The 23,027-nt window shown below is 70.3% G+C and carries 19 protein-coding genes; 8 read left to right on the forward strand and 11 right to left on the reverse strand.

The window, feature by feature from the left end; all coding sequences use genetic code 11:
- Positions 1-4: 4 nt before the first annotated feature.
- Positions 5-2,860: an HAD-IC family P-type ATPase gene (locus HUA78_RS07210; RefSeq protein WP_174475943.1), complete on the reverse strand. Its 2,856-nt coding sequence runs from the start codon at positions 2,858-2,860 to the stop codon at positions 5-7.
- Positions 2,861-3,067: 207 nt separating this feature from the next.
- On the opposite strand from HUA78_RS07210, the gene HUA78_RS07215 reads away from it, so the two are divergent.
- From HUA78_RS07215 to HUA78_RS07225, 3 genes are read left to right on the forward strand one after another with little or no spacing between them, the layout of a single operon-like run.
- Positions 3,068-4,234 carry a HEAT repeat domain-containing protein gene (locus HUA78_RS07215; RefSeq protein ID WP_174454283.1) on the forward strand — a complete coding sequence of 389 codons (1,167 nt, stop codon included), beginning with the start codon at positions 3,068-3,070 and terminating at the stop codon, positions 4,232-4,234.
- Positions 4,234-5,220: a hypothetical protein gene (locus HUA78_RS07220; protein WP_174475944.1), complete on the forward strand. Its 987-nt coding sequence runs from the start codon at positions 4,234-4,236 to the stop codon at positions 5,218-5,220. The genes HUA78_RS07215 and HUA78_RS07220 overlap by 1 nt, the downstream gene beginning before the upstream one ends.
- Positions 5,221-5,276: 56 nt before the next feature.
- The gene (locus HUA78_RS07225) at positions 5,277-5,825 is read left to right on the forward strand and encodes a peptidase M23 (RefSeq protein ID WP_141640507.1); all 549 of its coding nucleotides are present in this window, start codon (positions 5,277-5,279) and stop codon (positions 5,823-5,825) included.
- Positions 5,826-5,890: 65 nt separating this feature from the next.
- On the opposite strand, the gene HUA78_RS07230 is transcribed toward HUA78_RS07225, so the two are convergent.
- Positions 5,891-6,697 carry a helix-turn-helix domain-containing protein gene (locus HUA78_RS07230; RefSeq protein ID WP_254623600.1) on the reverse strand — a complete coding sequence of 269 codons (807 nt, stop codon included), beginning with the start codon at positions 6,695-6,697 and terminating at the stop codon, positions 5,891-5,893.
- Positions 6,698-6,829: 132 nt separating this feature from the next.
- Between HUA78_RS07230 and HUA78_RS07235 the strand changes: the two genes are divergently transcribed.
- Positions 6,830-7,234: a hypothetical protein gene (locus HUA78_RS07235; protein WP_141640502.1), complete on the forward strand. Its 405-nt coding sequence runs from the start codon at positions 6,830-6,832 to the stop codon at positions 7,232-7,234.
- Between the two features lie 46 nt (positions 7,235-7,280).
- Here the strand turns inward: HUA78_RS07235 and tpx are convergent, their stop codons facing one another.
- From tpx to HUA78_RS07265, 6 genes are all read right to left on the reverse strand, one after another.
- Complete coding sequence (gene tpx / locus HUA78_RS07240; RefSeq protein WP_141640501.1) at positions 7,281-7,799, reverse strand: thiol peroxidase; 519 nt, start codon at positions 7,797-7,799, stop codon at positions 7,281-7,283.
- An 18-nt stretch (positions 7,800-7,817) separates the two neighbouring features.
- Positions 7,818-8,750 (reverse strand): ROK family protein, encoded by a 933-nt coding sequence (locus tag HUA78_RS07245; protein ID WP_141640500.1) that lies wholly within the window; start codon positions 8,748-8,750, stop codon positions 7,818-7,820.
- A 14-nt stretch (positions 8,751-8,764) separates the two neighbouring features.
- The gene (locus HUA78_RS07250) at positions 8,765-9,316 is read right to left on the reverse strand and encodes an NADPH-dependent FMN reductase (protein ID WP_174454280.1); all 552 of its coding nucleotides are present in this window, start codon (positions 9,314-9,316) and stop codon (positions 8,765-8,767) included.
- A 2-nt stretch (positions 9,317-9,318) separates the two neighbouring features.
- Entirely contained in the window at positions 9,319-10,689 is a 1,371-nt protein-coding gene (locus tag HUA78_RS07255) for a phosphomannomutase/phosphoglucomutase (RefSeq protein ID WP_141640499.1), read from the reverse strand.
- Between the two features lie 240 nt (positions 10,690-10,929).
- Entirely contained in the window at positions 10,930-12,873 is a 1,944-nt protein-coding gene (locus HUA78_RS07260) for a protein kinase (RefSeq protein WP_174475945.1), read from the reverse strand.
- Between the two features lie 200 nt (positions 12,874-13,073).
- Entirely contained in the window at positions 13,074-14,138 is a 1,065-nt protein-coding gene (locus tag HUA78_RS07265) for a mannose-1-phosphate guanylyltransferase (RefSeq protein ID WP_141640497.1), read from the reverse strand.
- A 124-nt stretch (positions 14,139-14,262) separates the two neighbouring features.
- On the opposite strand from HUA78_RS07265, the gene HUA78_RS07270 reads away from it, so the two are divergent.
- Complete coding sequence (locus tag HUA78_RS07270; RefSeq protein WP_174475946.1) at positions 14,263-17,142, forward strand: GDSL-type esterase/lipase family protein; 2,880 nt, start codon at positions 14,263-14,265, stop codon at positions 17,140-17,142.
- Between the two features lies 1 nt (position 17,143).
- The gene (locus HUA78_RS07275) at positions 17,144-18,562 is read left to right on the forward strand and encodes an MBOAT family protein (protein WP_174475947.1); all 1,419 of its coding nucleotides are present in this window, start codon (positions 17,144-17,146) and stop codon (positions 18,560-18,562) included.
- On the opposite strand, the gene HUA78_RS07280 is transcribed toward HUA78_RS07275, so the two are convergent.
- Together HUA78_RS07280 and HUA78_RS07285 are read right to left on the reverse strand one after the other, a co-directional pair.
- Positions 18,553-19,176, reverse strand: a complete 624-nt coding sequence (locus HUA78_RS07280) for a CoA pyrophosphatase (RefSeq protein WP_141640494.1) — start codon at positions 19,174-19,176, stop codon at positions 18,553-18,555. The genes HUA78_RS07275 and HUA78_RS07280 overlap by 10 nt on opposite strands.
- Positions 19,177-19,189: 13 nt before the next feature.
- A complete protein-coding gene (locus HUA78_RS07285; protein ID WP_174475948.1) occupies positions 19,190-20,083 on the reverse strand; it encodes an undecaprenyl-diphosphate phosphatase in 894 nt (297 codons plus the stop codon).
- 124 nt (positions 20,084-20,207) lie between these two features.
- Between HUA78_RS07285 and HUA78_RS07290 the strand changes: the two genes are divergently transcribed.
- Together HUA78_RS07290 and HUA78_RS07295 are read left to right on the forward strand one after the other, a co-directional pair.
- On the forward strand, positions 20,208-20,678 hold the full coding sequence (locus HUA78_RS07290) for a YchJ family protein (RefSeq protein WP_174475949.1): 471 nt from the start codon (positions 20,208-20,210) through the stop codon (positions 20,676-20,678).
- A gap of 28 nt (positions 20,679-20,706) precedes the next feature.
- Positions 20,707-22,302 (forward strand): TIGR02996 domain-containing protein, encoded by a 1,596-nt coding sequence (locus HUA78_RS07295; protein WP_174475950.1) that lies wholly within the window; start codon positions 20,707-20,709, stop codon positions 22,300-22,302.
- A gap of 65 nt (positions 22,303-22,367) precedes the next feature.
- Here HUA78_RS07295 and HUA78_RS07300 read toward each other — a convergent pair whose 3' ends face one another.
- On the reverse strand, positions 22,368-23,006 hold the full coding sequence (locus HUA78_RS07300) for a hypothetical protein (protein WP_141640490.1): 639 nt from the start codon (positions 23,004-23,006) through the stop codon (positions 22,368-22,370).
- Between the last annotated feature and the right edge of the window lie 21 nt (positions 23,007-23,027).

The following is a 23,027-nucleotide window of genomic DNA, read 5'->3' on the forward strand; positions in this document are numbered from 1 at the left end:
CGCCTCACGCCGGCAGACGCTCGTGAGCCCCCGGAGGCGGCGTGTGCTCCTCGTCCTCTCGCGAGCGGGGGCGGGAGCGGGAGCGCTCCACCGGACCGCCGTCCTTGCGTCCGCGCAGCCACTTCTCCAAACCCACCGCTGGCACCACCACCGCGCCCACCAGCACGGACAGGCCAATGGCCTCCAGCGACAGCGGCGCGGTGCCGAAGATGCGCCGCATGAAGGGCACGTACATGAAGGCGAGCTGCAGGAGCACCAGCGCCCCAATCCCCATGAACACGGAGGGGTTGCTGAACAGGCCCACCTTGCGCAGCGAGCCGGTGAGCGTGCGGCACATCACCATGTAGAAAATCTGGAAGCTGATAACGGTATTCACAGCCATCGTCTGCGCCTCGGCCAGCGCCCGCGCATGCCCCACGTCCGGCACCTCGTGCTTGTACTCCCAGAGGAACAGGCCGATGGCGCCCGCCGCCATCAGCAGGGCGACGAGGCACGTGCGCATCACGATGAAGTGACTGAGCACCGGAGCGTCCGGATTGCGCGGCCTGCGCCGCATGACGTCCGACTCACGCGCCTCGAACGCCAGCGGCAGCGCGAGCGACACCGTGGCCACCAGGTTTATCCAGAGCAACTGCGTGGGCAGCATCGCCATCAGCGGCACCGGCCCCCCTCCGAAGTCCTGGATGGGAAAGAAGGCCACGCCACACAGGAGGATGAGCGCGAGCCCCAGGTTGGTGGGCAACACGAAGGCCAGCGACTTGATGAGGTTGTCGTAGACACGCCGTCCCTCCTCCACCGCCGCCGCGATGGAGGCGAAGTTGTCGTCCGTGAGGACGATGTCCGCCGCTTCCTTGGACACCGCCGTGCCGGTGATGCCCATGGCCACGCCGATGTTCGCCTGCTTGAGCGCGGGCGCGTCATTGACGCCGTCCCCCGTCATCGCCACCACGTGCCGCCGTTGCTGGAGCGCGCGCACCAGCCGCAGCTTGTGCTCCGGCGCCACCCGCGCGAAGACATTCGTGCGCTCGGCCACGTCCGCCAGCGCCTCATCGTCCAGCGCTCCCAACCTCGCGCCCGCGACACCGGGCGTCCCTGGCTCGTGCAGCCCGAGCCGCGCGCCAATGGCCTCCGCTGTCGCCAGATGGTCGCCCGTAATCATCTTCACGACGATGCCCGCCTCGTGGCACGCCCTCACCGCCTCGATGGCCTCCTCGCGAGGCGGGTCCATCATCCCCTCCAGTCCCAGCAGCTCCAGGCCCCCCTCCGCGTCCTCCAGTGCCAGGGTGTCTCGCGTCTCCGCCAGCTCGCGCGAGGCCACGGCCAGCACGCGCATCCCCCGCCGCGCCAGTCGCTCCACCTCCTCCAGCACGGCCTCGTTCGACGCGGCGCCGTCCGGCGCGCACCGTGCCAGCACGACTTCGGGCGCGCCCTTGAGGAGCAGCACGCGGCCTCCTCGCGCGTCCTCATGCAGGGTGGCCATGAACTGGCTCTCGGACTCGAACGGGATGGCGTCCAGCCGGTGGAAGCGCGCGCGGGCTTCGTCCACGCCGAGGCCCGCCTTCTCCGCCGCCACCACCAGCGCCCCCTCGGTGGGGTCACCCGTCATCCGCCAATCACCGCCCTGCCCGTGCAGCGCGGCGTCGTTGCACAGCGCGCCCGCGAGCAGCAGCTCCCGCACGTCCTCGGGCACCAGCAAGGCGCTGAGCGGCGGGCCATCCCTGCGCAGCTCTCCCCGAGGCGCATAGCCCACCCCGGTGACGGTGTAGCGCCCCGTCGGTGTCCACAGCGCCTGCACTGTCATCTCATTGCGCGTGAGCGTGCCCGTCTTGTCCGAACAGATGACGGTGGTGCTGCCCAGCGTCTCCACCGCCGGCAGCTTGCGGATGACGGCGCGACGGGCCGCCATGCGTTGCACCCCGATGGCCAGGGCGATGGTGACGATGGCGGGCAGGCCCTCCGGAATCGCCGCCACCGCCAGGGTAATCGCCACGACGACGGCCTCGCTGAGGTCATAGCCGCGCCACAGGCCCACCCCGAGCAGGAGCACGGACACGACGAGGATGGCCCCGGTGATGACCTTGGCGATGGTCGCGAGCGCCTTCGTCAACGGCGTCTGGAGGTCCGTCGCCCCTCGGAGCATCTCCGAGATTCGGCCCAGCTCCGTGGCACCGCCCGTGGCCACCACCACCGCCCTGGCCGCGCCGGACGTCACCAGCGTGCCGCCGAAGACGACGCTCGTCCGGTCGCCCAGCTCCGCGTCCTCCTCGACGGGCAGGGGCTGCTTCGACGCGGGGACGGACTCGCCGGTGAGCGCGGCCTCCTCGATTTGGAGGTTGCGTGAGGACACCAGCCGCATGTCCGCGGGCACCTTGTCCCCAGAGGCAATCTCCACCACGTCGCCAGGCACCAGCTCCGCCGCGGGCACCGCGCGCTTGTCGCCGGCGCGCACCACGGTGGCGTTCTCCGGCACCATCCGGCTCAGCGCCTCGATGGCCTTGCCCGCACGGAACTCCTGCACGAAGCCGATGACGGTGTTGAGCACCACCACCGCCGCCACCACCAGCCCGTCCGTCACCTTCCCCATCACCACCGCGAGCACCGCCGAGACGATGAGCACCCAGATGAACGGGCTGTTCACCTGACGCCAGAGCAGCCTCAGCGGCCCTTCACCCTTCTGGCGCTCCAGCACGTTGGGCCCGTGGCGCATCAACCGCTCTCGCGCCTGCTCGTCCGTCAGGCCCTCGGCGCCACTCTCCAACTGCTCGAACACGCGCTCGGGGGGAAGGGCATGCCAGGGCACGGCTCCGCGAGAAGACACACGGCCGTCCTCTCCAGAGGCGGCGGGTGGCGGCTCGTGCATGGGACTCCCCCTGCCAGACATCGGCTGTGATGGGAGGCGTCACCTCCACCTCACCCGGGAAAGCTATGTCCGCCGCTTCCGCGCGCTTCACGCCCGCCCTCGCAGGGAGCAGGCGTCGCGTCGGGCCCGTGACAAATCCGTTGCCATTCACGCATTTTCCAAGTAATCGAGAATTCTCAGTTTTAACCACCTATCGACTTTCTCCTGATGACCTTCAGAAAGCCTGGTTGGGCCCTGGTGGGCGCGGTGCTGGTGGGGGCGGCCGTCGCCCTGCTGCTCTCCCGAGGGACACCTCCCTCCGTCGAGGACAGCGCGCGCTCTGATTCCGCCGCGAGGCCGCCCTCCGCGAGCGGCGTGCTGGTCGGCACGTCTTCAGGGATGCCGTCTCCCAACGAGCCGAAGCTGGCGGTTGAACAGCTTCCCATGCCGGGGTGCTGGGACGGCCTGAGAGACCTCGACAAGACGGCCACGCTGGACTCGCTGCGCGAGGCGCTGGGTGTCGCGGTGGGCAAGCGGGACAACCTGCTGGCGACGTACCTCCAGGAGCGCCTGACGGAGGTGGTGGGCCAGGACGCGGGCCGCGGGCTCCAGGTGGTCGAGTGGGCGAAGCAAGCCAGTCCTCCCGAGCTGGGGCTCTACCTGGACGCGCTCAAGGCGGCCCCGGCCGTCCACGACGCGAAGGTGTCGGAGGCGCTGCTGAAGCTGGGTGAGGACCGGAGCATGCCGCTCCAGAACCGCTCGGCGGCGCTGGACGCGTTGGAGACCCAGCGCCGCCTGTCCCCCAGCGATTTGGCGCGGCTGAAGGCCGTGGCGCTGGACGAGACGGCGGACTCCACGGCCTGGGTGGCCACGCGCACCCTGGGCCGGGTGATGAAGGAGGACTTCGAGCGCACCGGCACCCATGCCCCGTACTGGAAGGAGCTGCTCTCCATCGCCGGCAAGTCGGACGACATGGCGGTGCGGCTGCTCGCGCTGGAGATGCCGTCGTATTCCAATCCGCTCATCGGCTCGGAGTCCTTCGACGAGCTCCAGCGCATCCTCACCACGGACCGCGAGCGCGACGTGCGGGAGATGGCGGCCTTCCGGCTCGGCGTCACCCGCGAACCGGAGGAGGCCCTGAAAATCTACGAGGCGGCCTTCGAGAAGGAGCACGACGTCTGCGTGCGCTGGGCCATCTTCCGCTTCGCCGTGCGCGCCGCCGGAGAGAAGGCGCTGCCGCTCTTGGCGAGGCTCGCCGCGAAGGACCCGCGCTTCCAGCGCGACTACGCGGAGTTCAAGCAGCTCTACGCCTCCGGCACGGTGGACTTCGCCCGCATCTGGCTGGGCAAGGGCGAGCACCACGCGTGCCTCGTCGAGGAAGGAGCGCCGCACTGATGGACGCCCTCGTGAGGAAGCACCTGGGGCGCGCGCTGCTGCTGTCGGCCCTGGCGGCCGGGGGGATGTCCGCGAGCGCGGCCCAGCCCCTGCTGACGCCGTCCACCTGCACGGTGGAGACGATGCTGGTGGACGTGCGCGCCGCGCTGAAGGGCGGCTCGCCGGCGCTGCGGCGCTACGTGAAGCTGCGGCTGCGAGAGGCGGCGCTGGCCCTGCCCGTCGCCGAGCTACAGGCCGCGCTGGAGCGGGAGCGAGAACCCGAGGTGCTGGAGGCCCTGGGCGCGGCGCTGGCCACCAAGGCGAGCCACGCCGAGTCACCCACGCTGGTGCAGCCCCTGCTCGCACGAGCAGCCGGAGACGCGGACCCGGCCGCACGCGCGGCGGCCGTGCGCGCGCTGAGGGCCACGCCCTCCGTCGAGTTCATGGCGAAGAACGGCGGCGTGGTGACGTACGAGCAGCTCGCGAGGGATTCATCCCCCGAGGTGCGTCAGGCCGTGGCCGACAACCTGCGGGAGGAGAGCGCGCAGGTGTACTCCGGCCATGACCGCGCGGTGTCGGAGACGGCGGTGTCGGTGGCGGCGGCGACGGAGGACCCGGCGGTGGCGGCGAAGCTTTTGGGCGAGGTCTCCATGGAGGCCGTGGGCCACGACGCGGTGGAGAGCGTCACGCGGCAACTCCAGGCGGAAGACCCGGGCCTGCGCGCGGCGGCGGCCACGGCGCTGGGAGGCGTGCCGGGGGCGGAGGCGGATGGGGCGCGGCGCTCGCTGGTGGAGACCTTCCGGCGCGACGCGAATCCCTCGGTGCGCAAGGCGGCGCTCGAGGGAATCGCCCGGCTGGGTCAGACCTCCGCGCGGCCCCTCCTGGAGTCGCTGCGGGGCGTGGACGCGAGCATGGACCCGGAAATCGACGCGTGGCTGTCCGCGCTGAAGCTCAACCTCCAGGAGTGGCACCTGCTGCTGCGCGAGAAGCAGCGGCTGCGGAGGTGACCCCTGCATCACCGCCGTAGGCAGTGCCACAGCGAAACAACCCAGAGGAGGTTTCCATGAAGGGAATGAAGTGGATGTTGGCCACGGTGGTGCTCACCGTGACGGGATGGGCCACCAGCGCGCTGTCCGCGACGGCGGTGGGCCCCATCTGTGACACGGCCGCTCGCGTGGGCTCCACGACGTACTACTCCTGCTCGGGCAGCAGCCACAACGCGCTCGACATGAGCAATGGCACGTGCAGCGAGTGGAACCACCGGGGGATGATCAACGTCAGTCGTTACTACGCCTACTACGGCGGCTGTGCGAACAACTGCAGCGGAGGCACCACCTGTAACGGCGGCGCGGGCAACTACTACGTCGTCACCGGCGCCACCGGCTGGGACTTCCGTCAGCTCCACCTGAACTCCAACGTGTCGTCCGGCTCCAAGACGTGTGACCGCTGTGCGCTGGGCCTCGTGGGCTCCACGGGCAACTCCACCGGCGCGCACGTACACGCGGACAATCGTCAGTACGGCACCCGCAAGACGGCCTGGTACACCAGCGTCGGCACCACTTGCGGCTCCAGCGCGTACTGCAGCAATCGCGTGGGTACGCCCACGCTGTAGTCGCGGTCGCCACACCCCGCGCCCCGCTCCGGTTACCCTATGGCCGGAACGGGGCGTCCCTATTTTCAGGCGTCGGTGTGTCGCGCCGCTTCGGCCGCGGCCTGGCGCAACAGCTCCCCCGTCGCCGCGTCCGCAGGGAAGAACGACTCAATCGCCAGCTCCGCCAGGGTGATGTCCACCGGCGTGCCGAACACCGTCGTCGTGCCGATGAAGGACATGATGCCTCGCGGCGTCTGGATGCGCAGTGGCACCACCACGCCCGCGAAGTCCGGCTCCGCGAACGCGCTTGGAGCCCCCATCGCTCGCAGCTCCTCGAGCAGCGCCGCCAGCGTCACGTCCGCCGTGCTCGACACCTGCCGCTGCAGCCGCGTCAGCACGTGCGCGCGCCACTGCTCCAGGTTGAGGATGCGCCGGCCCAGGCCCTCCGGGTGCAGGCTCAGCCGCAGCACGTTGATGGGCGGCTGGAGCAGCTCCATGGGCACGCCCTCCAGGAGCACCCCGATGGCGCGGTTGGCCGTGACCAGTTGCCAGTGCCGGTCCACCGCGAGCGCGGGATAGGGCTCGTGCCCGGAGAGCACCAACTCCACCGCCTCGCGCGCCGCGCCCATCCGTGGCCCATCCAGCTCGTTCTCCGAATAGACAGGCGCGAAGCCCGCGGCCACCAGCAGCGCGTTGCGCTCGCGCAGGGGCACCTCCAGCTCCTCGGCCAGATGCAGCAACATGTCCCGGCTCGGCGTGGAGCGCCCCGTCTCCAGGAAGCTCACGTGCCGTGCCGACACATCCGCGCGGCACGCCAAATCCAGCTGACTCAAGCTGCGGCGCTGGCGCCACTCCCGCAGCAACTCACCCACCGGACGGCTCGGCATCATCATGCCCCTGACACTAGGAACCCGGGGGAAGCGCTCCAATTACCTCCCACGTAATCGACTTCAAATCCCCCGGCGCGCAATTTGTGTCTCACACGGCGGCCGGATTCACCGGCGCCGCTCTCCAAGGACACACCCATGAGCGCCATTCCCGCTTCCCGCACCCTGCTGGGCCACATCCTGCTCGCCGACGGTCTCATCAGCGGCGCCACCGGGGCCCTGATGTTCTTCGCCGCGGGGCCCTTGAGTGACTTGCTGGGCCTTCATGTCACGCTGCTGCGCTCGGCGGGCTTCAGCCTGCTGCCCTTCGCCGCGCTGCTCGTCTTCCTCGCCATGCGCCCGCTCGTGCCCCGAGCGCTCGTCTGGGCCATCATCGTCGCCAACGTGCTGTGGACGGTGGACAGCTTCGTCCTGCTCGCCTCGGGCTGGGTGCAGCCCACCGTCTGGGGTCAGGCCTTCACCCTCGTGCAGGCCCTCGCCGTGGCGGGCTTCACCTGCCTGGAGCTGATGGCCGTCAAGCAGGCCCGCGTGGTGCACGCCTGAGCCGCCGTACACTCCCGCGCCTGGAAGCGGCGCGGCGCTCGACGACTCAGAGCGCCTTGCGGACCGCTTCCAGCGCGGCGTCGTAGTCCGGCTCGTGCATCATCTCCGGGACGACCTCCCGGAAGACGACCTTGCCGTCCCGGCCCACCACGAAGGTGCTGCGCGCCAGGAGGCCCAGCTCCTTCATGTACAGGCCGTACTTCCGCGCGAACTCGCGGTTCTTGTAGTCCGACAGCACCGCGACGTTGTTGATGCCCTCGGCCGCGCTGAAGCGGTTGAGCGCGAAGGGCAGGTCCAGGCTCAGGTACCAGACCTTCACGTCCGGCCCCATGTCCGTCGCCTGCTTGTTGAACATGCGCAGTTGGATGGCGCAGACCTTGGTGTCCACGCTGGGCGCCACGCTCAGCACCACGACCTGACCCTTGAGCTCCGACAGCTGGTGGGACTCGAAGAACCCCTTGAAGACGGTGAAGTCAGGCGCGACGTCGCCCACCTGCACCTGTCCGTCCCCCTCCAGCGTCACCGGCTGTCCCCGGTAGGTGACCTGGTTCTTGAACTCGGCCATGAATCCCCACTCCTCTCATCACGCGGCCAGCAACGCCGCACCAATGAGGCCGCTGTCGTCACCGAGCTCCGCGTCGGCGATGAGCAGCCCCTCGCGGGACGTCTGGGACGCCCACGCCCGCACACCATCCAGCACCCGGCGCCGCATGCCGGGACAGTGGTTCAACACCCCACCGCCCAGGATGAGTCGCGCCGGATTCAACACCGTCACCTGGTTGGCCACCGCCAGCGCCAGGAACCGCGCGGCCCGCTCATACACCTCTCGAGCCGCCGCGTCGCCTGCTTCCGCCGCCTGCTCCAGCGTCACCGGCGTGAGCTTCGTGGCGTCATTCCCCACCAGCTCCGCCAGTGCGGGCGAGCTCCCGGCCGCCAGCAGCTCCCGCGCCTGCGCGATGAGGTTGTGTCCGCCGGCATACGCCTCCAGGCACCCCTGCTCACCACAGCCGCAGCGCCGGCCATCCGGCACCACCTTGATGTGGCCCAGCTCTCCCGCCACGCCGCCCGCGCCATCCAGCAACTGTCCGCCCGCGATGATGGCGCTGCCCACGCCCGAGCCCACGAAGACCACCAACAAATCCTGGGCGCCGCGCCCCGCGCCCGCGTGCAGCTCACCCCAGGCGGCGGCGGACAGGTCGTTCACCACCTTCACCTTCTGCCCCAGCCGGTCCGTGAGCAACTGGCCCAGCGGCACGTTGCGCCAGCCCAGGTTGGGGGCGACCGACAGCACGCCGGAGTCCTTGTGAATCTGCGCGGCCGCGCCCACGCCACAGCCGCCCACCACGACGCCCGCGGACTTCACCGCCGCGGACGCCGCCTGGGCGATGGTCTCCACCACCCCGGTGGGGCTGCGCTCGTCGAGGGCCACCTTCGCCGACGCGAGCATCTTTCCCGCCGCGTCCACCACGGCGGCGCGGGCGAACGTCCCACCCAGGTCGATTCCTAGCGTCGCCATGGCGGTGTCCTTTCTCAACCCTTCACGCGCTCGAACAGCTCGGTGACCAGCGCTTCGACTTCCTTCTTCCGCGCGTCGTCCTTCAGCGCACCCTCGGGCGTGAAGGCCTCCATCGCCCGCGCCAGATGCACCTGGGTGGGCAGCACCAGCGCGCCCACCGAAGACATCACCTGCCGCAGGTGCGGCTGCATGCGCGACGTGCCGAAGTTGCCGGGGCTCGCGCCCATGAGCGCCGCCCACTTGCCCTGGAACAACCGGCCCGGCGCACGCGACGCCCAGTCGATGGCGTTCTTCAGGCCGCCGGGAATGGACGAGTTGTACTCGGGGCTCGAGATGAGGAAGCCCTGGGCCCTGGCCACCCGCTCGCGCAGCGCGACGACGGGCGCCGGCAGGCCCTGGGCCTCCACGTCGCCGTCATAGAGCGGGACGCCGAGCGACTTGAGGTCCACGACGTCGACCTCGGCCCCCAGCGCGCGGGCCTTCTGGACGCCCACCGCCAGGAGCAGTTGGTTGAAACTGCCGCTCCGGAGACTTCCGCTGATGGCGAGGATGCGAGGCGACGACATGCTCACCCGCCCACTTCCTTCTGCACACGGGCCACCGTGCCCTCGATGAGCGCCTGGATTTCCTTGAGGCGCTCGGCCGTGTTGGCCTCGAAGCGAAGGACGAGGATGGGCTGCGTGTTGGAGGCGCGGATGAGGCCCCAGCCGTCGGGGAACGTCACGCGCACGCCGTCCACGTCGATGATGTCGTGGCCCGCCGCGCGCAGCGTCTCCGTGGCGCGCTTGACCATCTCGAACTTCTTCTCTTCCTTCGTCTCGAAGCGCAGCTCGGGGCTGGCGTACGTCTTGGGCACGTCGGCGAGCAGCTCGGACAGCTTCTGCTTCTCGTGGGTGAGGATTTCCAGCAGGCGCGCGGACGAGTACACCGCGTCGTCGAAGCCGAAGTAGCGGTTCTTGAAGAAGATGTGGCCGCTCATCTCCCCGGCCAGCTCCGCGTGCTCCTCCTTCATCTTCGCCTTGATGAGGGAGTGGCCCGCCTTCCACATGATGGGCCTGCCGCCGCGCTTCGCGATGTCGTCGTACAGCGTGTAGCTGCACTTCACCTCGCCGACGATGGCCGCGCCCGGGCTGTCCTTCAGCACGTAGCGGCTGAAGAGGACCATGATCTGGTCTCCCCAGAGGATGTTGCCCTGGTCGTCGATGACGCCGATGCGGTCGCTGTCGCCGTCGTAGGCGATGCCCACCTCCGCCTTTTCGCGCTTCACCGCGGCGATGAGGTCCTGGAGGTTCTCCACCACCGTCGGGTCCGGGTGGTGGTTGGGGAACGTCGCGTCCATCTCGCAGAACAGGGGCACCACCTCGAAGCCCATGCTCTCGAACAGCGGGACGGCGATGGCGCCGCCGGTGCCGTTGCCCGCGTCGATGACGATCTTCATCCCCTTGCGGCCCACCTTCACCGTCTGCTTCACGAAGTGGTTGTAGGGGGTGATGATGTCGAACGGGGTGACGGTGCCGGGCGTGGCGGAGACCTCGAAGTCAGCGGCCTCGATGAGCTTTCGCAGCGCCTGGATTTCGTGGCTGTGGAAGGTCGTCTTCCCCGCGCCAATCTTGAAGCCGTTGTACTCCGGCGGGTTGTGGCTGCCGGTAATCATGGCCAGGCCATCCACCGGCAGGGTGTTGGCGGCGAAGTAGACCAGCGGCGTGGGCACGACGCCCACGTCGAAGACGTTGAGGCCCGTGGACGTCAGGCCGGCACAGAGCGAGTCGCGGAAGCGGGTGGACGACTCGCGGCAGTCGCGGCCCACGGCAATGAAGCGGCCGCCCTTGCGTCGGATGATGGTGCCCAGGCCCTTGCCCAGCAGTTCCACCACCTCGGCGGTGAGGTCCTTGTCCACCAGACCCCGGATGTCGTACTCGCGGAAGATATGCGCGTTCATGAAGGTGTCCCCGCCCTCGGAAGACCGGAGGGCATGACGGAGGGCGGCGGACTCTACACGAGCCCCGACCTTCCCGGCACCCGCCGAGACGGGGGCGCAACCTGCTGAACGGAGGCCCCTCGGGGGCCCTTCAAGTCCCTGGGGTGCCAATCAACCCCTGGATGTGCCCGCCTGTCGGGCGGGCGGCGGTACACACCGGGCCTCCACGCCCTCTGGAGGGTCTCCCGGAAGACACAGCCCTCAGTGCGTGAGGGCCTCCGCGCCAGGGGCCTCGACGGCCGGGAGGACCGCCAGACGCACCCGTCCGCGCAGCTCCTGGTAGTGCCGCAGCCAGGAGGCGTTGAGGGGGTCCAACGAGAGGGCCTCCGCGTAGCGCTCCAGCGCGGCGTCCAGCGAACCCCGCGCCTCCAACGCATGCCCCTGGGTGAAGAGCGCCCGGGCCCGCGTCTCGGCCAGGGGACGCGCCGCGAGGAAGGCCTTGCGCAGCACGTCCGCTTGCGGCTCCGACAGGCCCGCGGCGAGGCAGCGCGCCACTCCCGCGAGGTTGCCGCGCGTGGCGTCGAAGCCCGCGCGTGACACGGGCTCGCCCAGCACGCGTCCCGCGGCCTCCACCCGGCGCAGGAGCGACTCCAGGGCCTGACGTTGCCCCAGTGGAAGCGCGCGCTGACGGAACAGGTTCAGCCGGCGCAGCGCGGCGCTCGCGCGACGACGCACCTGCTCGAAGTCCTCGTGAGGCAGCGCGCCCAGGAGGGCGTACGGGTCCTTGGCCACGACGGCCGCGCGCGACAAGAGCCGCCCCAGCTCCGCGTCCGGCACGGGCTCCGCGTCCAGCTCCCCCGGCGTCACGCCCACGCCCAGCGCGCGGCCCAGCAGCGCCCGCGCCGCCTCGCCCGCGAACTGGACATAGAGGCCCGAGGCCCCGCCCCACGCCCGCGCTTCTTCACTCGTGACATGGCGGACCACGTCGCAGTCACACGCCACCTTGCGGCCCCCCAGTGACAGCTCCACGGGGAGCTGCGAGGCCAATTCCGGCAGCGGGCCCGCCCAGGTGGCGAAGAAGCCGTCCACCGTCACATCGCCCACGCGCACGGGCACCAGCTCCGTGTCCGTCGCCAGCCCCAGCCGGACGCCCAGCCCGCGCGGCGACTCCATGCGCGGCGGGTTGACCTCGGTCGGCGTGGCGTTCCCATGCGCCGCGTCTCGCAGCGCCAGGTGCAGCGGCGTGGCGCCGTCCTCGGGGAGGATGTGCCCGAAGATGGAGACGCCGCCCTTCGACGTGCGAGTGCGCGTCGACGAAGAGGGCTCCAGTCGCCCGATGCCCTGGCTCTCCAGCAGCGCCTCGCGGAAGGCCCTCGCGTTCGGGAAGCGCTCCCCGGGGCGCTGGGCCAGCGCGCGCAGCAGCACCGTGGAGAGCGCGGGAGGAACCCGCGGGTTGAGCACGTGCGGCTCGGTGGGCGACAGGCCTCCCACGCGGCCGAAGCCGAAGGGCAGCCGGCCCGTGGCGAGCAGGTAGCCCACGACGCCCAGCGCATACAGGTCCGTGCGCCCATCCACCGCGTCCCCCGCCCACTGCTCGGGCGCGAGGAAGGCGGGTGAGCCCACCACCATGCCGCACGCGCGCTCCTCCTGAGAGAGGCTGGCGGAGAGCACCGCCTGCGTGCCGAAGTCGAGCACCTTCACCTGCCGCTCACCGCGCGAGTCCCACGTCAGGATGAGGCTGTCCGCGGACAGGTCCCCGTGCACCAGCCCTCGCGCGTGCGCGGCCTCGAGCGCGCACAGCGCCTGGGCCAGGAGCAGCACCACCTCCGCCGAGGCCAGCGGCATGGGCAGGCGCGAGAAGGGCTCACCCTCCGCGTACTCCATGAGGAGGCACGGCAGTCCCTCGGGGCCCCGGCGCACATCCAGCACGCGGGCCACGTGGCGGTGCTTCAGTCCGCGCAGCGCCCGGGCCTCCGCCTGGAAGCGCGCGCGCACCGCGGGCTGGGCGGCCAGGTGCCGTTGCAGCACCTTCACCGCGAAGCGATGGCCCGTGGGCTGGTGCTCGGCCAGATACACCGTGCCCAGCGCTCCGGCCCCCAGCGGCTGGCGCAGCACGAGCGGACCGTGACGCTGCCCTTCCAGCGACGGCGCCTGGGGACAGCCCGTACCCACCGGATGCTCCACCGCGCAGTGCCTGCATGCCATGTTCGCCACCGCCCCTGCCGCCCCTGGATGGGGCGGGCGGCGGTGGCACTGCAACCCTCGTGCACCCCCCGCTTCGTCACCGACTGGACAGGACAACCTCCCGACGGGACGAGAACCCGGGGAAACCCGTTACCCACGAAGCGGAAAATGTTTCAGCCCCGAGAGTGGAAGTTTCTCCAGCGCACACTGGGCGCCTGCGCCTACAGATACTTCTGAAGCTTGCGGGCCTTGAGGGCCTCGACCACCTTGCGGACGTCCTGGCTCTTCTCGCGAGGCACCACCAGCACCGCGTCGCCGGAGTCCACCACCACCACGTCGGTGAGGCCGACGACGGCCAGGGGGCGCTTGTCCGCGAGCACCACGCAGCCCTTGCAGTCCACCACCACCGCCGACGCGCCGGAGATGACGTTGCCGTTCTCGTCCGCGGGGCGGACCTCCGGAATCGCCGCGAAGGAGCCCACGTCGGACCAGCCGAAGTCCCCGGGCAGCACCGCGATGTTGGACGCCTTCTCCATGACGCCGTAGTCGATGGAGATGGAGGGCAGCTTGGGGAAGACCTTCTTCAGCACCGGGCCGAAGGTGCGCTTGCCCGCCGCCTTGCTCAGCGCGGCCAGGCCCTTCTTCATCTCCGGCATGTGCTGCTCGAAGGCGGCCAGGATGACGTCGGCGCGGAAGACGAAGATGCCGCCGTTCCACAGGTACTCGCCGGAGGAGACGTACGCCTTGGCCGTCTGCGTGTCGGGCTTCTCCTTGAACGCCTTCACGGAACGGCCGCCACCCGAGAGCGCGTCACCCACCTGGATGTAGCCGTAACCCGTCTCCGGGCGGTTGGGCTGGATGCCCAGGGTGACGATGTGCCCCCCTTCCGCGATGCGGGCCGCCTCCTCCAGCGTGCGCTTGAAGCCGGGGACGTCCGCGACATGGTGGTCCGAGGGCAGCACCACCATGATGCCCTTCGGGTCTCTGGCGGCCACGTGCACGGCGGCCAGCGCAATCGCGGGCGCGGTGTTGCGCGCCACCGGCTCCACCAGGATGTTCGCCTTGGGCAGGCCCTTCACCAGCTTCGCCGCGGCCTTCGCGTGCAACGGGCCGCACACGATGAAGGTGTTCTTCACCGTCGACAGGCCCTTGAGGCGGGCGGCGGTGTCGGTGATGAGCGGCAGCTTGGAGGCCAGGGGCAGGAACTGCTTGGGCCGCGCCTGACGGGACAGGGGCCAGAAGCGAGTGCCGGAGCCACCGGCCATGATGACGGGGTAGAGGGCCATGCGGGGTACGACTCCTGCGAGTGCCGGCTCGTCGCCAGCGGGAGGCGCCAGGGTCTTCCCCCAGCGTGAATGGCGGCGCACCATACCGTTTCGGCCTTTCCGGGAAAGAGGGGAGCCGCTTCCCATGAAGCCCCCGTCCAGGCCGTTGCGCCTCCCACCTTCCGGTCCAGACCGCCCGCCTGTCCGCCCCCCGGACGATGAAGCGGCCCCGAGCGGCGAGAGTTTTGACCCGCCCCCGAAAAGCCAGTCTCATGCCGCGCTGTTGGACTTCCTCAAGGCCAGAACCACCGGGCTGACGCTCACCCTCACCGTCGCGCTGGCGCTGGGGCTTTCGCTCGCCCCGATTCCGGAGTCGTGGCGCCCCCTGCCCAGTCTCCAGCGAGGCCCCCTGGGCCCGAAGCTGGTGGCGCTGGCGGTGCCGGCGTCCTTCACCGGAGGCCGCCCCGCCCCGCCCCCGGAGATTGAGGTGGTGGCGTCGGACACGCCCAAGCAGGGCGTCGTGCCGGAAGAGGACCCGGCCGACGACGCGGGGACGGAGGTGGTGGACGCGGTGCCCACGCCCGCGGTGCCCACCGTGCCCGGCATCGGCCTGGAGGAATTGAGCGCCCCCTCGCTGGCGCGCGCCGTGGAGCTGGAGGCGCTGCGCGAGCGGATGAGCGCCCAGCACGTGGATATCGAACCCAACTGCCGCAAGGCACGGGCGGACGGCACCTGTGAGGAGGATGGGCTCGCCCCCTTCCACCGGGCGCTGACGGAGCTGCGCGCGGATACGCGGCGCACGCCGGTGCGCGTGGTGCACCTGGGAGACTCGCTCGTCGCGTCGGACTACATCACCGACGTGGTGCGGGACAGGCTCCAGGAGCGCTTCGGCTCGGGCGGCAAGGGCTTCCTCTTCATCACCCGCCCCGCCAGCGCGGGCCGGTGGACGCGCTCCGGACGGGGCTCGGACGGCTGGGAAATCGCGCGGCTGGTGGACACCAAGTGGCCCCGCGACAGGGTGGGCTGGACGGGTGTGGCCTTCACCTCGGCGGGTGGCTCGCAGAACACGAAGTATGACGTGGAGGGCTCGCGGGTGGCGGAGCTGTTCTTCCTCGCCCAGCCCTCCAGCGGCTCCGTGCAGCTCTCCGTGGATGGCCGGCCGCTGCAGCGCATCCAGACGCGCGGCTTCTCCAAGACGAAGTCGGAGGCGGCCTTCGCGCGGGTGAACCTGCCCGAGGGCGCCAAGACGCTGACGCTCACCACGTCCGGCAAGGTGGAGCTGCACGGCGTGACGCTGGAGACGGGCACGCCGGGCGTCATCTACGACACGGTGGGTCTGCTCGGCGGCATGGCGGAGGTGTACCTGCGCGCCCAGCCCGCGGCCTTCCGCGCGCAGCTGCGCCAGCGCAAGCCGGCCATGGTGGTGTTGATGGTGGGCGGCAACGAGGCGTTCTTCTTCTCGAGAGACCGGACCACGCTCGAGGAAGTGCGCGCGCAGATGAAGGAGCTGGTGTCTCGCGTGCGAGCCAACGTGCCGGACGCGGCGTGCCTCGTCATGTCACCCATCGACGCGGGCGTGCGGACCATGGGCGGCGAGCTGGTGCCGCGCCGGGGTTCCAAGGAGGTCTCCGACATCTTCCGCGAGGAGGCGCGCCTGGGTGGCTGTGCCTTCTGGGACGCGTACACCGCCATGGGTGGCGAGGGCGCGGCCCTGCGATGGTTGGAGGCCGGGTTGATGTTGGAGGACCTGGTGCACCCGCGCGCGAAGGGCTCCGACCTGCTGGGCCACCTGTTCGACCTGGCGCTGCAGCGCGGGTTCGCGAAGGTGCACGCGCCGCTGGTGCCTGTGGTGGACGCGCCGGGCCTGCGGGACGCGGACACCGCGCTGACGAAGACGTTCGACCGGCTGCGCCGCCGCGAGTCCGGCGAGGCTTTGCGCGTGGGCATCGCCCAGCTCGGCGCGTCGCATACCGCGTCGCACTACTTCACGGACGCGGTGCGCGGGGTGCTGACGAAGCGCTTCGGTGACGCGGGCCGGGGCTTCATCGCCGCGGGCAAGTCCTCGCCTCGGCTCGAGAACGCGCGCGTGGCCCGCGAGCTGGTGGGCGACTGGACGGTGGAGGACGCGATGGAGGCACCGCCGGGCGGACTGTGGGGCCTCACGGGCATCCGCGCCGTGGGCGCGCCGGGCGCGAAGCTGCGCATCGAGTTCTGCAAGGACTGCAAGGACGCGAAGACCTTGACCGGGCGGCTCGACCTGTACGCGCTCGACGCGCCCGACACGAAGGCTCCAGACATTCGGGTGGACGGCGAGGCCATGCCTCCGGACGCACCGCTGCCGGAGCCGCTCTCCGCGCCGATGGTGCGCATCCGCTCCTTCCCCGTCACGGGCGCCTCGCACGAAGTCGAGGTGGTGGCGCCGGAGGGCAGTGGGGTCACCGTGCTGGGCGCCGCGCTGGAGTACGACACGCCGGGCGTGGTGCTGGACGCGCTGGGGCTGCCCGGGGCCATGGCCTCCACGCTGCGGGACATGGATGCGTCGGCGGTGGATGCGCAGCTCGCCTCTCGTCGTCCGGACCTGCTCGTCTTCTGGTACGGCACCAACGAGGCGGGCAAGGCGGACCTGGACGCGGCGGCGATATCGAACGACTACCCCGCGCTCATCGCCCGGCTGCGCAAGGCCACCGGCAACGCCGAGTGCCTGTTGATGGGCCCCACGGACCGGCTGGCGCAGGACGCGAATGGCCGCTGGACGGAGGCGCCCGCGCTGGCGTCGGTGCTGGACGCGTTGCCTCGGGTGGCGCGTGACGCGGGCTGCGCATACTGGTCTCCGCGCGCGGCCATGGGCGGCGAGCGGGCGATGCTGCGCTGGCAGCGGGCCCGTCCGGTGCTGGGCCATGCGGATGGCGTGCACCTGACGCCGGAAGGCTACGAGCGGCTGGCGGCGAGCTTCGCGCGGGACTTCCTGGCGGCGTACGAGCTGCGCAAGAAGACCGAGCCCACCGCGCGCATGGAGGGGAACTGACGTGCTGTCGCACAGCCTCCAGTACCTCGTCTTCGTCATCGCGGTGTTCGCCCTGTACTGGGCGGTGCACCGTCACTACTGGCCGCGCCTGTTGGTGCTGCTGGTGGCCAGCGTCTACTTCTACGCGGCCTTCACGCCCTTCCCGCTCATCATCTTCCTCATCGGCGTCACGGTGGACCACCTGCTCGTCAAGGGGATGGGACGCGCGACGTCGCAGGGCGTGCGCAAGCTGCTCGTCACGCTGTCGGTGGTGTCGAACCTGGGGTTGCTCGCGGGCTTCAAGTACCTGGAGCTGTTGCGCAAGACGGCGCTGGAGCTGGTGCCCGAGTCCTGGGGCCTCCACGTCCGCGAGACGCCGTTCAGTTTGATTCTGCCGCTGGGCCTGTCGTTCTTCGTCTTCCAGGCCATCAGCTACACGGTGGACGTGTACCGGGGGAAGGCCAGCTCCGAGCACTCGTTCATCGAGCACCTGCTGTACATGCTCTTCTTCCCGCGCGTGGTGAGCGGGCCCATCGTCCGCGCATCGGAGCTGATGGCGCGCTTCAAGGACGTGCCCACGCTGACGCCGGAAGAAGGCGGACAGGCGATGTTCCGCATCGCCGTGGGCCTGGTGAAGAAGCTGGTCATCGCGGACGTGCTGGGCAGCGGCATTGTCGACCCGGTGTTCGCCTCGCCGGACAAGTACGCCTCCGCCGAGTGCATCGTCGCGGCCATCGCCTACACCTTCGAGCTCTACTACGACTTCTCGGGCTACTCGGACATCGCGCTGGGCGTGGCGGCGCTGTTCGGCTTCAAGTTCCCGGAGAACTTCAACCGGCCCTATCTCGCGAAGAACCTGGGCGAGTTCTGGAACCGGTGGCACATGAGCCTGTCCACCTGGCTGCGGGACTACCTGTACCGGCCGCTGGGCGGCAACCGGGTGTCGAAGCCTCGGGTGTTGTTCAACCTGATGACGGTGATGGTGCTGGGCGGCCTGTGGCACGGCGCGGACTGGCGCTTCGCCGTCTGGGGCGGCGTGCACGGCGCGGTGCTGGGCCTGTCACGGTGCTGGGAGTGGTGGGTGGGCAAGCCGGAGAAGCCGGGGGTCCCTCGCATCGCCCTGGGGATGCTGGCCACGTTCACCATCGTCGTGCTGACACGCGTCGTCTTCCGGGCGAAGACGATGACGCACGCGGGTGAGTTCTACGCGCGGATGATGGAGGGCGTGCCGGGCATCGCCAACGTCAGCCCGCTGGTGTGGGGCATGTTGGCGGCGGCGGTGTTCTTCCACGTGGTGCCGATGAAGCTCTACACGGTGACGTCGGAGCTGTTCGTGCGGATGCCGGTGCCGGTGCGCGCCGTGGCGCTGGTCGTCCTGGGCCTGGGCATCCGCCACCTGTCCGCCGTGGAGACGCGGCCGTACGTGTACCTTCAGTTCTGACGCCGGCCGGGCGCGGCGAGCACGGACTCCAGGCCGGGCACCTGCGCGAGCTGCCCCAGGAAGTCGCGGAGGATGCGCGCGGTGGCTCCCCAGATGACGTGGGAGTCGTACGTGTAGAAGTACAAGTCCCGCTCGGCGCCGAAGACTTCCTTGCGCTCCACGCGGAGGATGGCCGGGTCCATCAGGGCGACGAGTGGCACCTCCAGGATGAAGGCCACCTCTTCTGGACTGGGCTGGTACTTGCCGTCGCCCGGAATCACGCCGACAAAGGGTCGCACGCGGTACTGGGAGATGGTGGGCACCTCGTCCAGCATGCCCAGCACGCGCACGCCGCGCCGGTCGATGCCCAGCTCCTCTTCCGTCTCGCGCAGCGCGGTGTGCAGCGGCGTGAGGTCCTCCGCGTCGCGGCCTCCGCCCGGGAAGCTGTACTGATTGGCGTGGGTGCGCAGGGTGGCGGGGCGTCGGGTGAAGACCACGTGCGGCACGCCGTCGCGCTCGAACAGCGGAACCAGCACGGAGGCCTCGCGCAGCACGAGCCCCGGCAGGTCCACGTTGCGCGCCGGACGCGTCGACAGCCGCGCCTCCACCCCCTGGAACAACGCCTCCACGCTCACGACGCCAGCCTCCCTAGTCGGTGATCTGCTTCTCGATTTGCTGCTTCCCCGGCTCGCGAGGCACGTCCACGTTCTCCACGCCCGACAGCGGCTTGAGCACGCCCGCCTGGAGCAACCCGAGAAGCAGCAGACCGAGCGCCACGCGGTACACCACGAACACCAGCGTCGTGCGCGAGCGCAGGTAGTTCAACAACCACGCGATGGCCGCCATGCCCGAGGCGAACGCCACCAGGGTGCCGACCCAGAGCGACACGGCGCTGGGCCGCTCGGTGGCTTCCAACAGGTGCTTCAGTTCGAAGATGCCCGCCAGCGAGGTGGCGGGGATGGACAACAGGAACGAGTAGCGCGCCGCGTCCTCCCGCTTGAGCCCCAGCGACAGGCCGCCGGTGAGCGTCGTGCCCGAGCGCGACGAGCCGGGGATGAGCGCCAGCGCCTGCCACAGGCCGATGAGGATGCCGTCCCGCCACGTCATGTCGGCCAGCGTCCGCTGGTGTGAGGCGCGCTTCTCCACCACGAAGAGGATGATGGCCAGGATGATGAGGCTGCCGGAGATGACGTAGAGCGAGCGGAACTGCGTCTCGATGGCCTTCTTGAAGGCCAGGCCGCAGAGGCCGATGGGCAGCGTGCCCACCAGGACGAACCACGCCAGCCGGGACTCCACGGTGCCGAAGGGCTCGCGCTTCCCAAGCCCCCGGAAGAACGCCGTCACCAGCGAGACGATGTCCTTGCGGAAGTAGATGAGCACCGCGGCGACCGTGCCCAGTTGGATGACCGCGGAGTACGCGGCCCCCGGGTCCTTCCACCCGAACAGCTCCGGCGCGATGCGCAGGTGGGCGGTGGAGCTGATGGGCAAGAACTCGGTGAGACCCTGGACCAGTCCCAGGACGATGGCTTCAAGGAGGCTCATAGGCGCGGTCCCCGGATGTATGCCCGGACACCGCCGCCAGCAAGGGCGAACCTCCGCGTGTGTGGCGGGGCGAGCACGCGGCGTCCCCCTTCCCCCTCGGTCCAGGTAGGCTCGGGTCCGCGACATGCCCCCTGCCCCTCCGTGCCCCTGCTGCTCCGGACTGCGCTACCGCGAGTGCTGTGCCCCCTTCCACCGGGGCGAAGCGGAACCGCCAGACGCCGAGCGACTGATGCGCAGCCGCTACAGCGCCTTCGCCCAGCGCGAGCCGACGTACCTGTGGAAGACACTTCACCCCAGCCACCCGGACCGCGCGCGGCCCGAGGACGTCGTGGTGCGCGAGCTGCGCGCCTTCGCGCAGGCCCACCAGTTCCCCAAGCTGGTGGTGATGGACCGACAGGCCCCCGACACCCAGGGCACCGCGCAGGTGCTCTTCTTCGCGAAGGTGTTCGAGAAGGGCAAGGACCGCTCCTTCGTGGAGCGCTCCGACTTCCGCCACGACGGCACTGGCTGGCGCTACCTCTCCGGTGACACGCTCATGATCCGCGAGCTGACCGTCCCGCCCGAGTCCCTCACGCTCGCGACGTTTCCCAGGTAGGCCAGCTCCGCGCCTCGAAGGACCCTCGATGCCCACCGCCCCCTCGAAGCTGTCTTCCCTGCTGAAAGCCGCGAGCCAGCACGACTGGAGCCGCGTCCTCGACGACCTGCTCGTCGCGTGGCGTGCCGCGCCCCACACCGCGCTGGCCGACCGCATCGTCACCGTGGGACAGAAGCTCTCCGGCGACATCCCTCCGCCCAAGGACTGGGATGCGCTCGCGAAGACGCCCGACGCGAAGAACCTCACGACGCTGCTCGCCGCGTTGCTCGACAAGGGCTCGGTGAAAGGGAGGCCCCGGCTGGAGACGCTCGCGGACTGGCCCGAGGACCCGCGCATCGACCGCTGGGTCGCGAGCCAGTTCGTGGACCCGCCCTTCACCAGCACCGGGGCCCGTCCATACTGGACACGGCTGGCTCCCCTGGCGCGCCGCGTCCGGGATGCCCAGGCTGCGAGTTCGATGCTGAAGGCACGCGCGCGCTACGACAAACAGGATGACTTCGAGGAGTTCCTCGCCGGCCACGTCGACCGGATTCGCGCCGGGCTCGAGGCCGCGAAGGACGCCGAGCTTCACGCCGACGACGTGAAGGTCCTCGCCGGGTTCGACGCGGCCCTCCAGGAGGCCGCGCCACCGAGGCCCCGGAACGCCGCGGACGCGGAGGCCCTGCTGGCCCAGGTGCTCGCGAAGCCCGAGGACGACGAGGCCCGCGCCGTGCTGGCCGACGTGCTGCTGGAGCAGGGCCACCCTCGCGGCGAGCTCATCGCGCTCCAGCTCGAGGCCGCCCGGCGCCCACTCACCGCCGCCGAGCGCAAGCGGGAGCAGGCGATTCTCAAGAGCGCCCGGAAGGAGCTGCTCGGCCCGCTCGACGAGGCGCTCAAGCCCGACTGCGTCTTCACGCGGGGCTTCCTGTCCCACGCCGCGCTGAAGCAGGGCAACGCGCGCGCCACCCAGAGCGCCATCGAGAAGACCATCGGCCATCCCCTGTGGGCCACGGTGGAGCACCTGGAAGGTCGCGGCGACTACGACATCACCACGGACCCGGTGATGAAGTCGCTGCGCTCGCTCGCGAACACCGACGTGGGGCTCCGAGCGCTGGCGAAGATGCCCCGGCTCGAGTCCCTGCTGGTGCGTGGCGCGGTGGACGCCTGGACGGAGGTGGGCAAGGACACCAGCGCGTTCCCCTCGCTGCGCCACCTGGACCTCTTCCTCTTCCTCGGGTGGGTCTCCGATTTCCTGGCGACACCGCTCGTGTCTCGGATGGAGCGACTCCAGGTTCGCATCTACGTGAGCGCCGAAATCCCGTCGTCGGCGCTGGAGTTTCTTTCGCTCGTGCCGACGCTGAAGGTCCCTGACCTCACCTTCCGACTGGTGCACAACGACACCAAGGACTGGAGCTGCGGCTTCCGCTTCGTGCGCGAGCCGGATGGCCAGCACGCGGTCCACGTCTTCACCACGAAGATGAACGAGCCCTACGAGGAGCTCGTGCGCGACGACCTCGTCGCCGGACTCGAGCAGATCGCGCGGCTCAAGCGCTCGAAGCTCACCCTGGCCCATCAGCTGCGCTCGGACGTGAAGGTGGACATCGAGCAACGCGTGAAGGCGCTCGGAGGCACGCTGGAGACCTGACGCACTCGCGAGGAGCACGACGAGGCCCGGCGTGACAGCTCCGGGCCTCGTCCCTTCATCCGCGCTTAGCGGGGCACCGTCGTTCCAGCCGGCGGAGCAGTGGCCGCGGGCGAGGGGTCGCTGGTGTCATCGACGGCATTGGCGGTCCTCCAGGCCAGGGCCGCGAAGCCATCCGGCACCGCTCCCCCCTCATCCGTCGGGTCCGGCGGCGGCTTGTCGCCAATCTCGTCGGACTGGTTGGTGCAGGGGTCATACGGAGGTGGCGCGCTCTGCTCCTCGCCTCCTCCCTGATTGCCCTGCTGAGGGTTGGAGCCCGCGTCGACGGCGTCCGTCCCCACGGAGCCCCCGCTCCGGACCCTCACCGGCGCGGTGAACGTCGTCGTGGGGATGCCCTTGCGGCGGACGTTCGCGAAGAACGCGTCGCTGGAGGCACGGTCACCCGACACCGCGTACGCGAAGGTCTTCCCGCCGGGGTTGACGCCCAGCGCGAGGAACTTGCCCGTGCGGGGGCACAGCCCGACGACCATCTGGGTGGCGCCCTCGGGCAGCTGCGCGTTGGGCGGCAGCGGCTGGACCTTGGGAGTCTTCGGCATCGGGCCGGGCTCGGGGCACGGACTCGGCGTCGGTCGCGAGCCCATCGTGCGGCACCCCGTCACCGCCCCCACCAGCACCAGGCACATCATCCACTTGTTCATGTTCTTCATTGTCTTCCCCCTCCACTCGAA

It is taken from the genome of Myxococcus sp. CA033, from assembly GCF_013336625.1.
Taxonomy (GTDB): Bacteria; Myxococcota; Myxococcia; order Myxococcales; family Myxococcaceae; genus Myxococcus; species Myxococcus llanfairpwllgwyngyllgogerychwyrndrobwllllantysiliogogogochensis.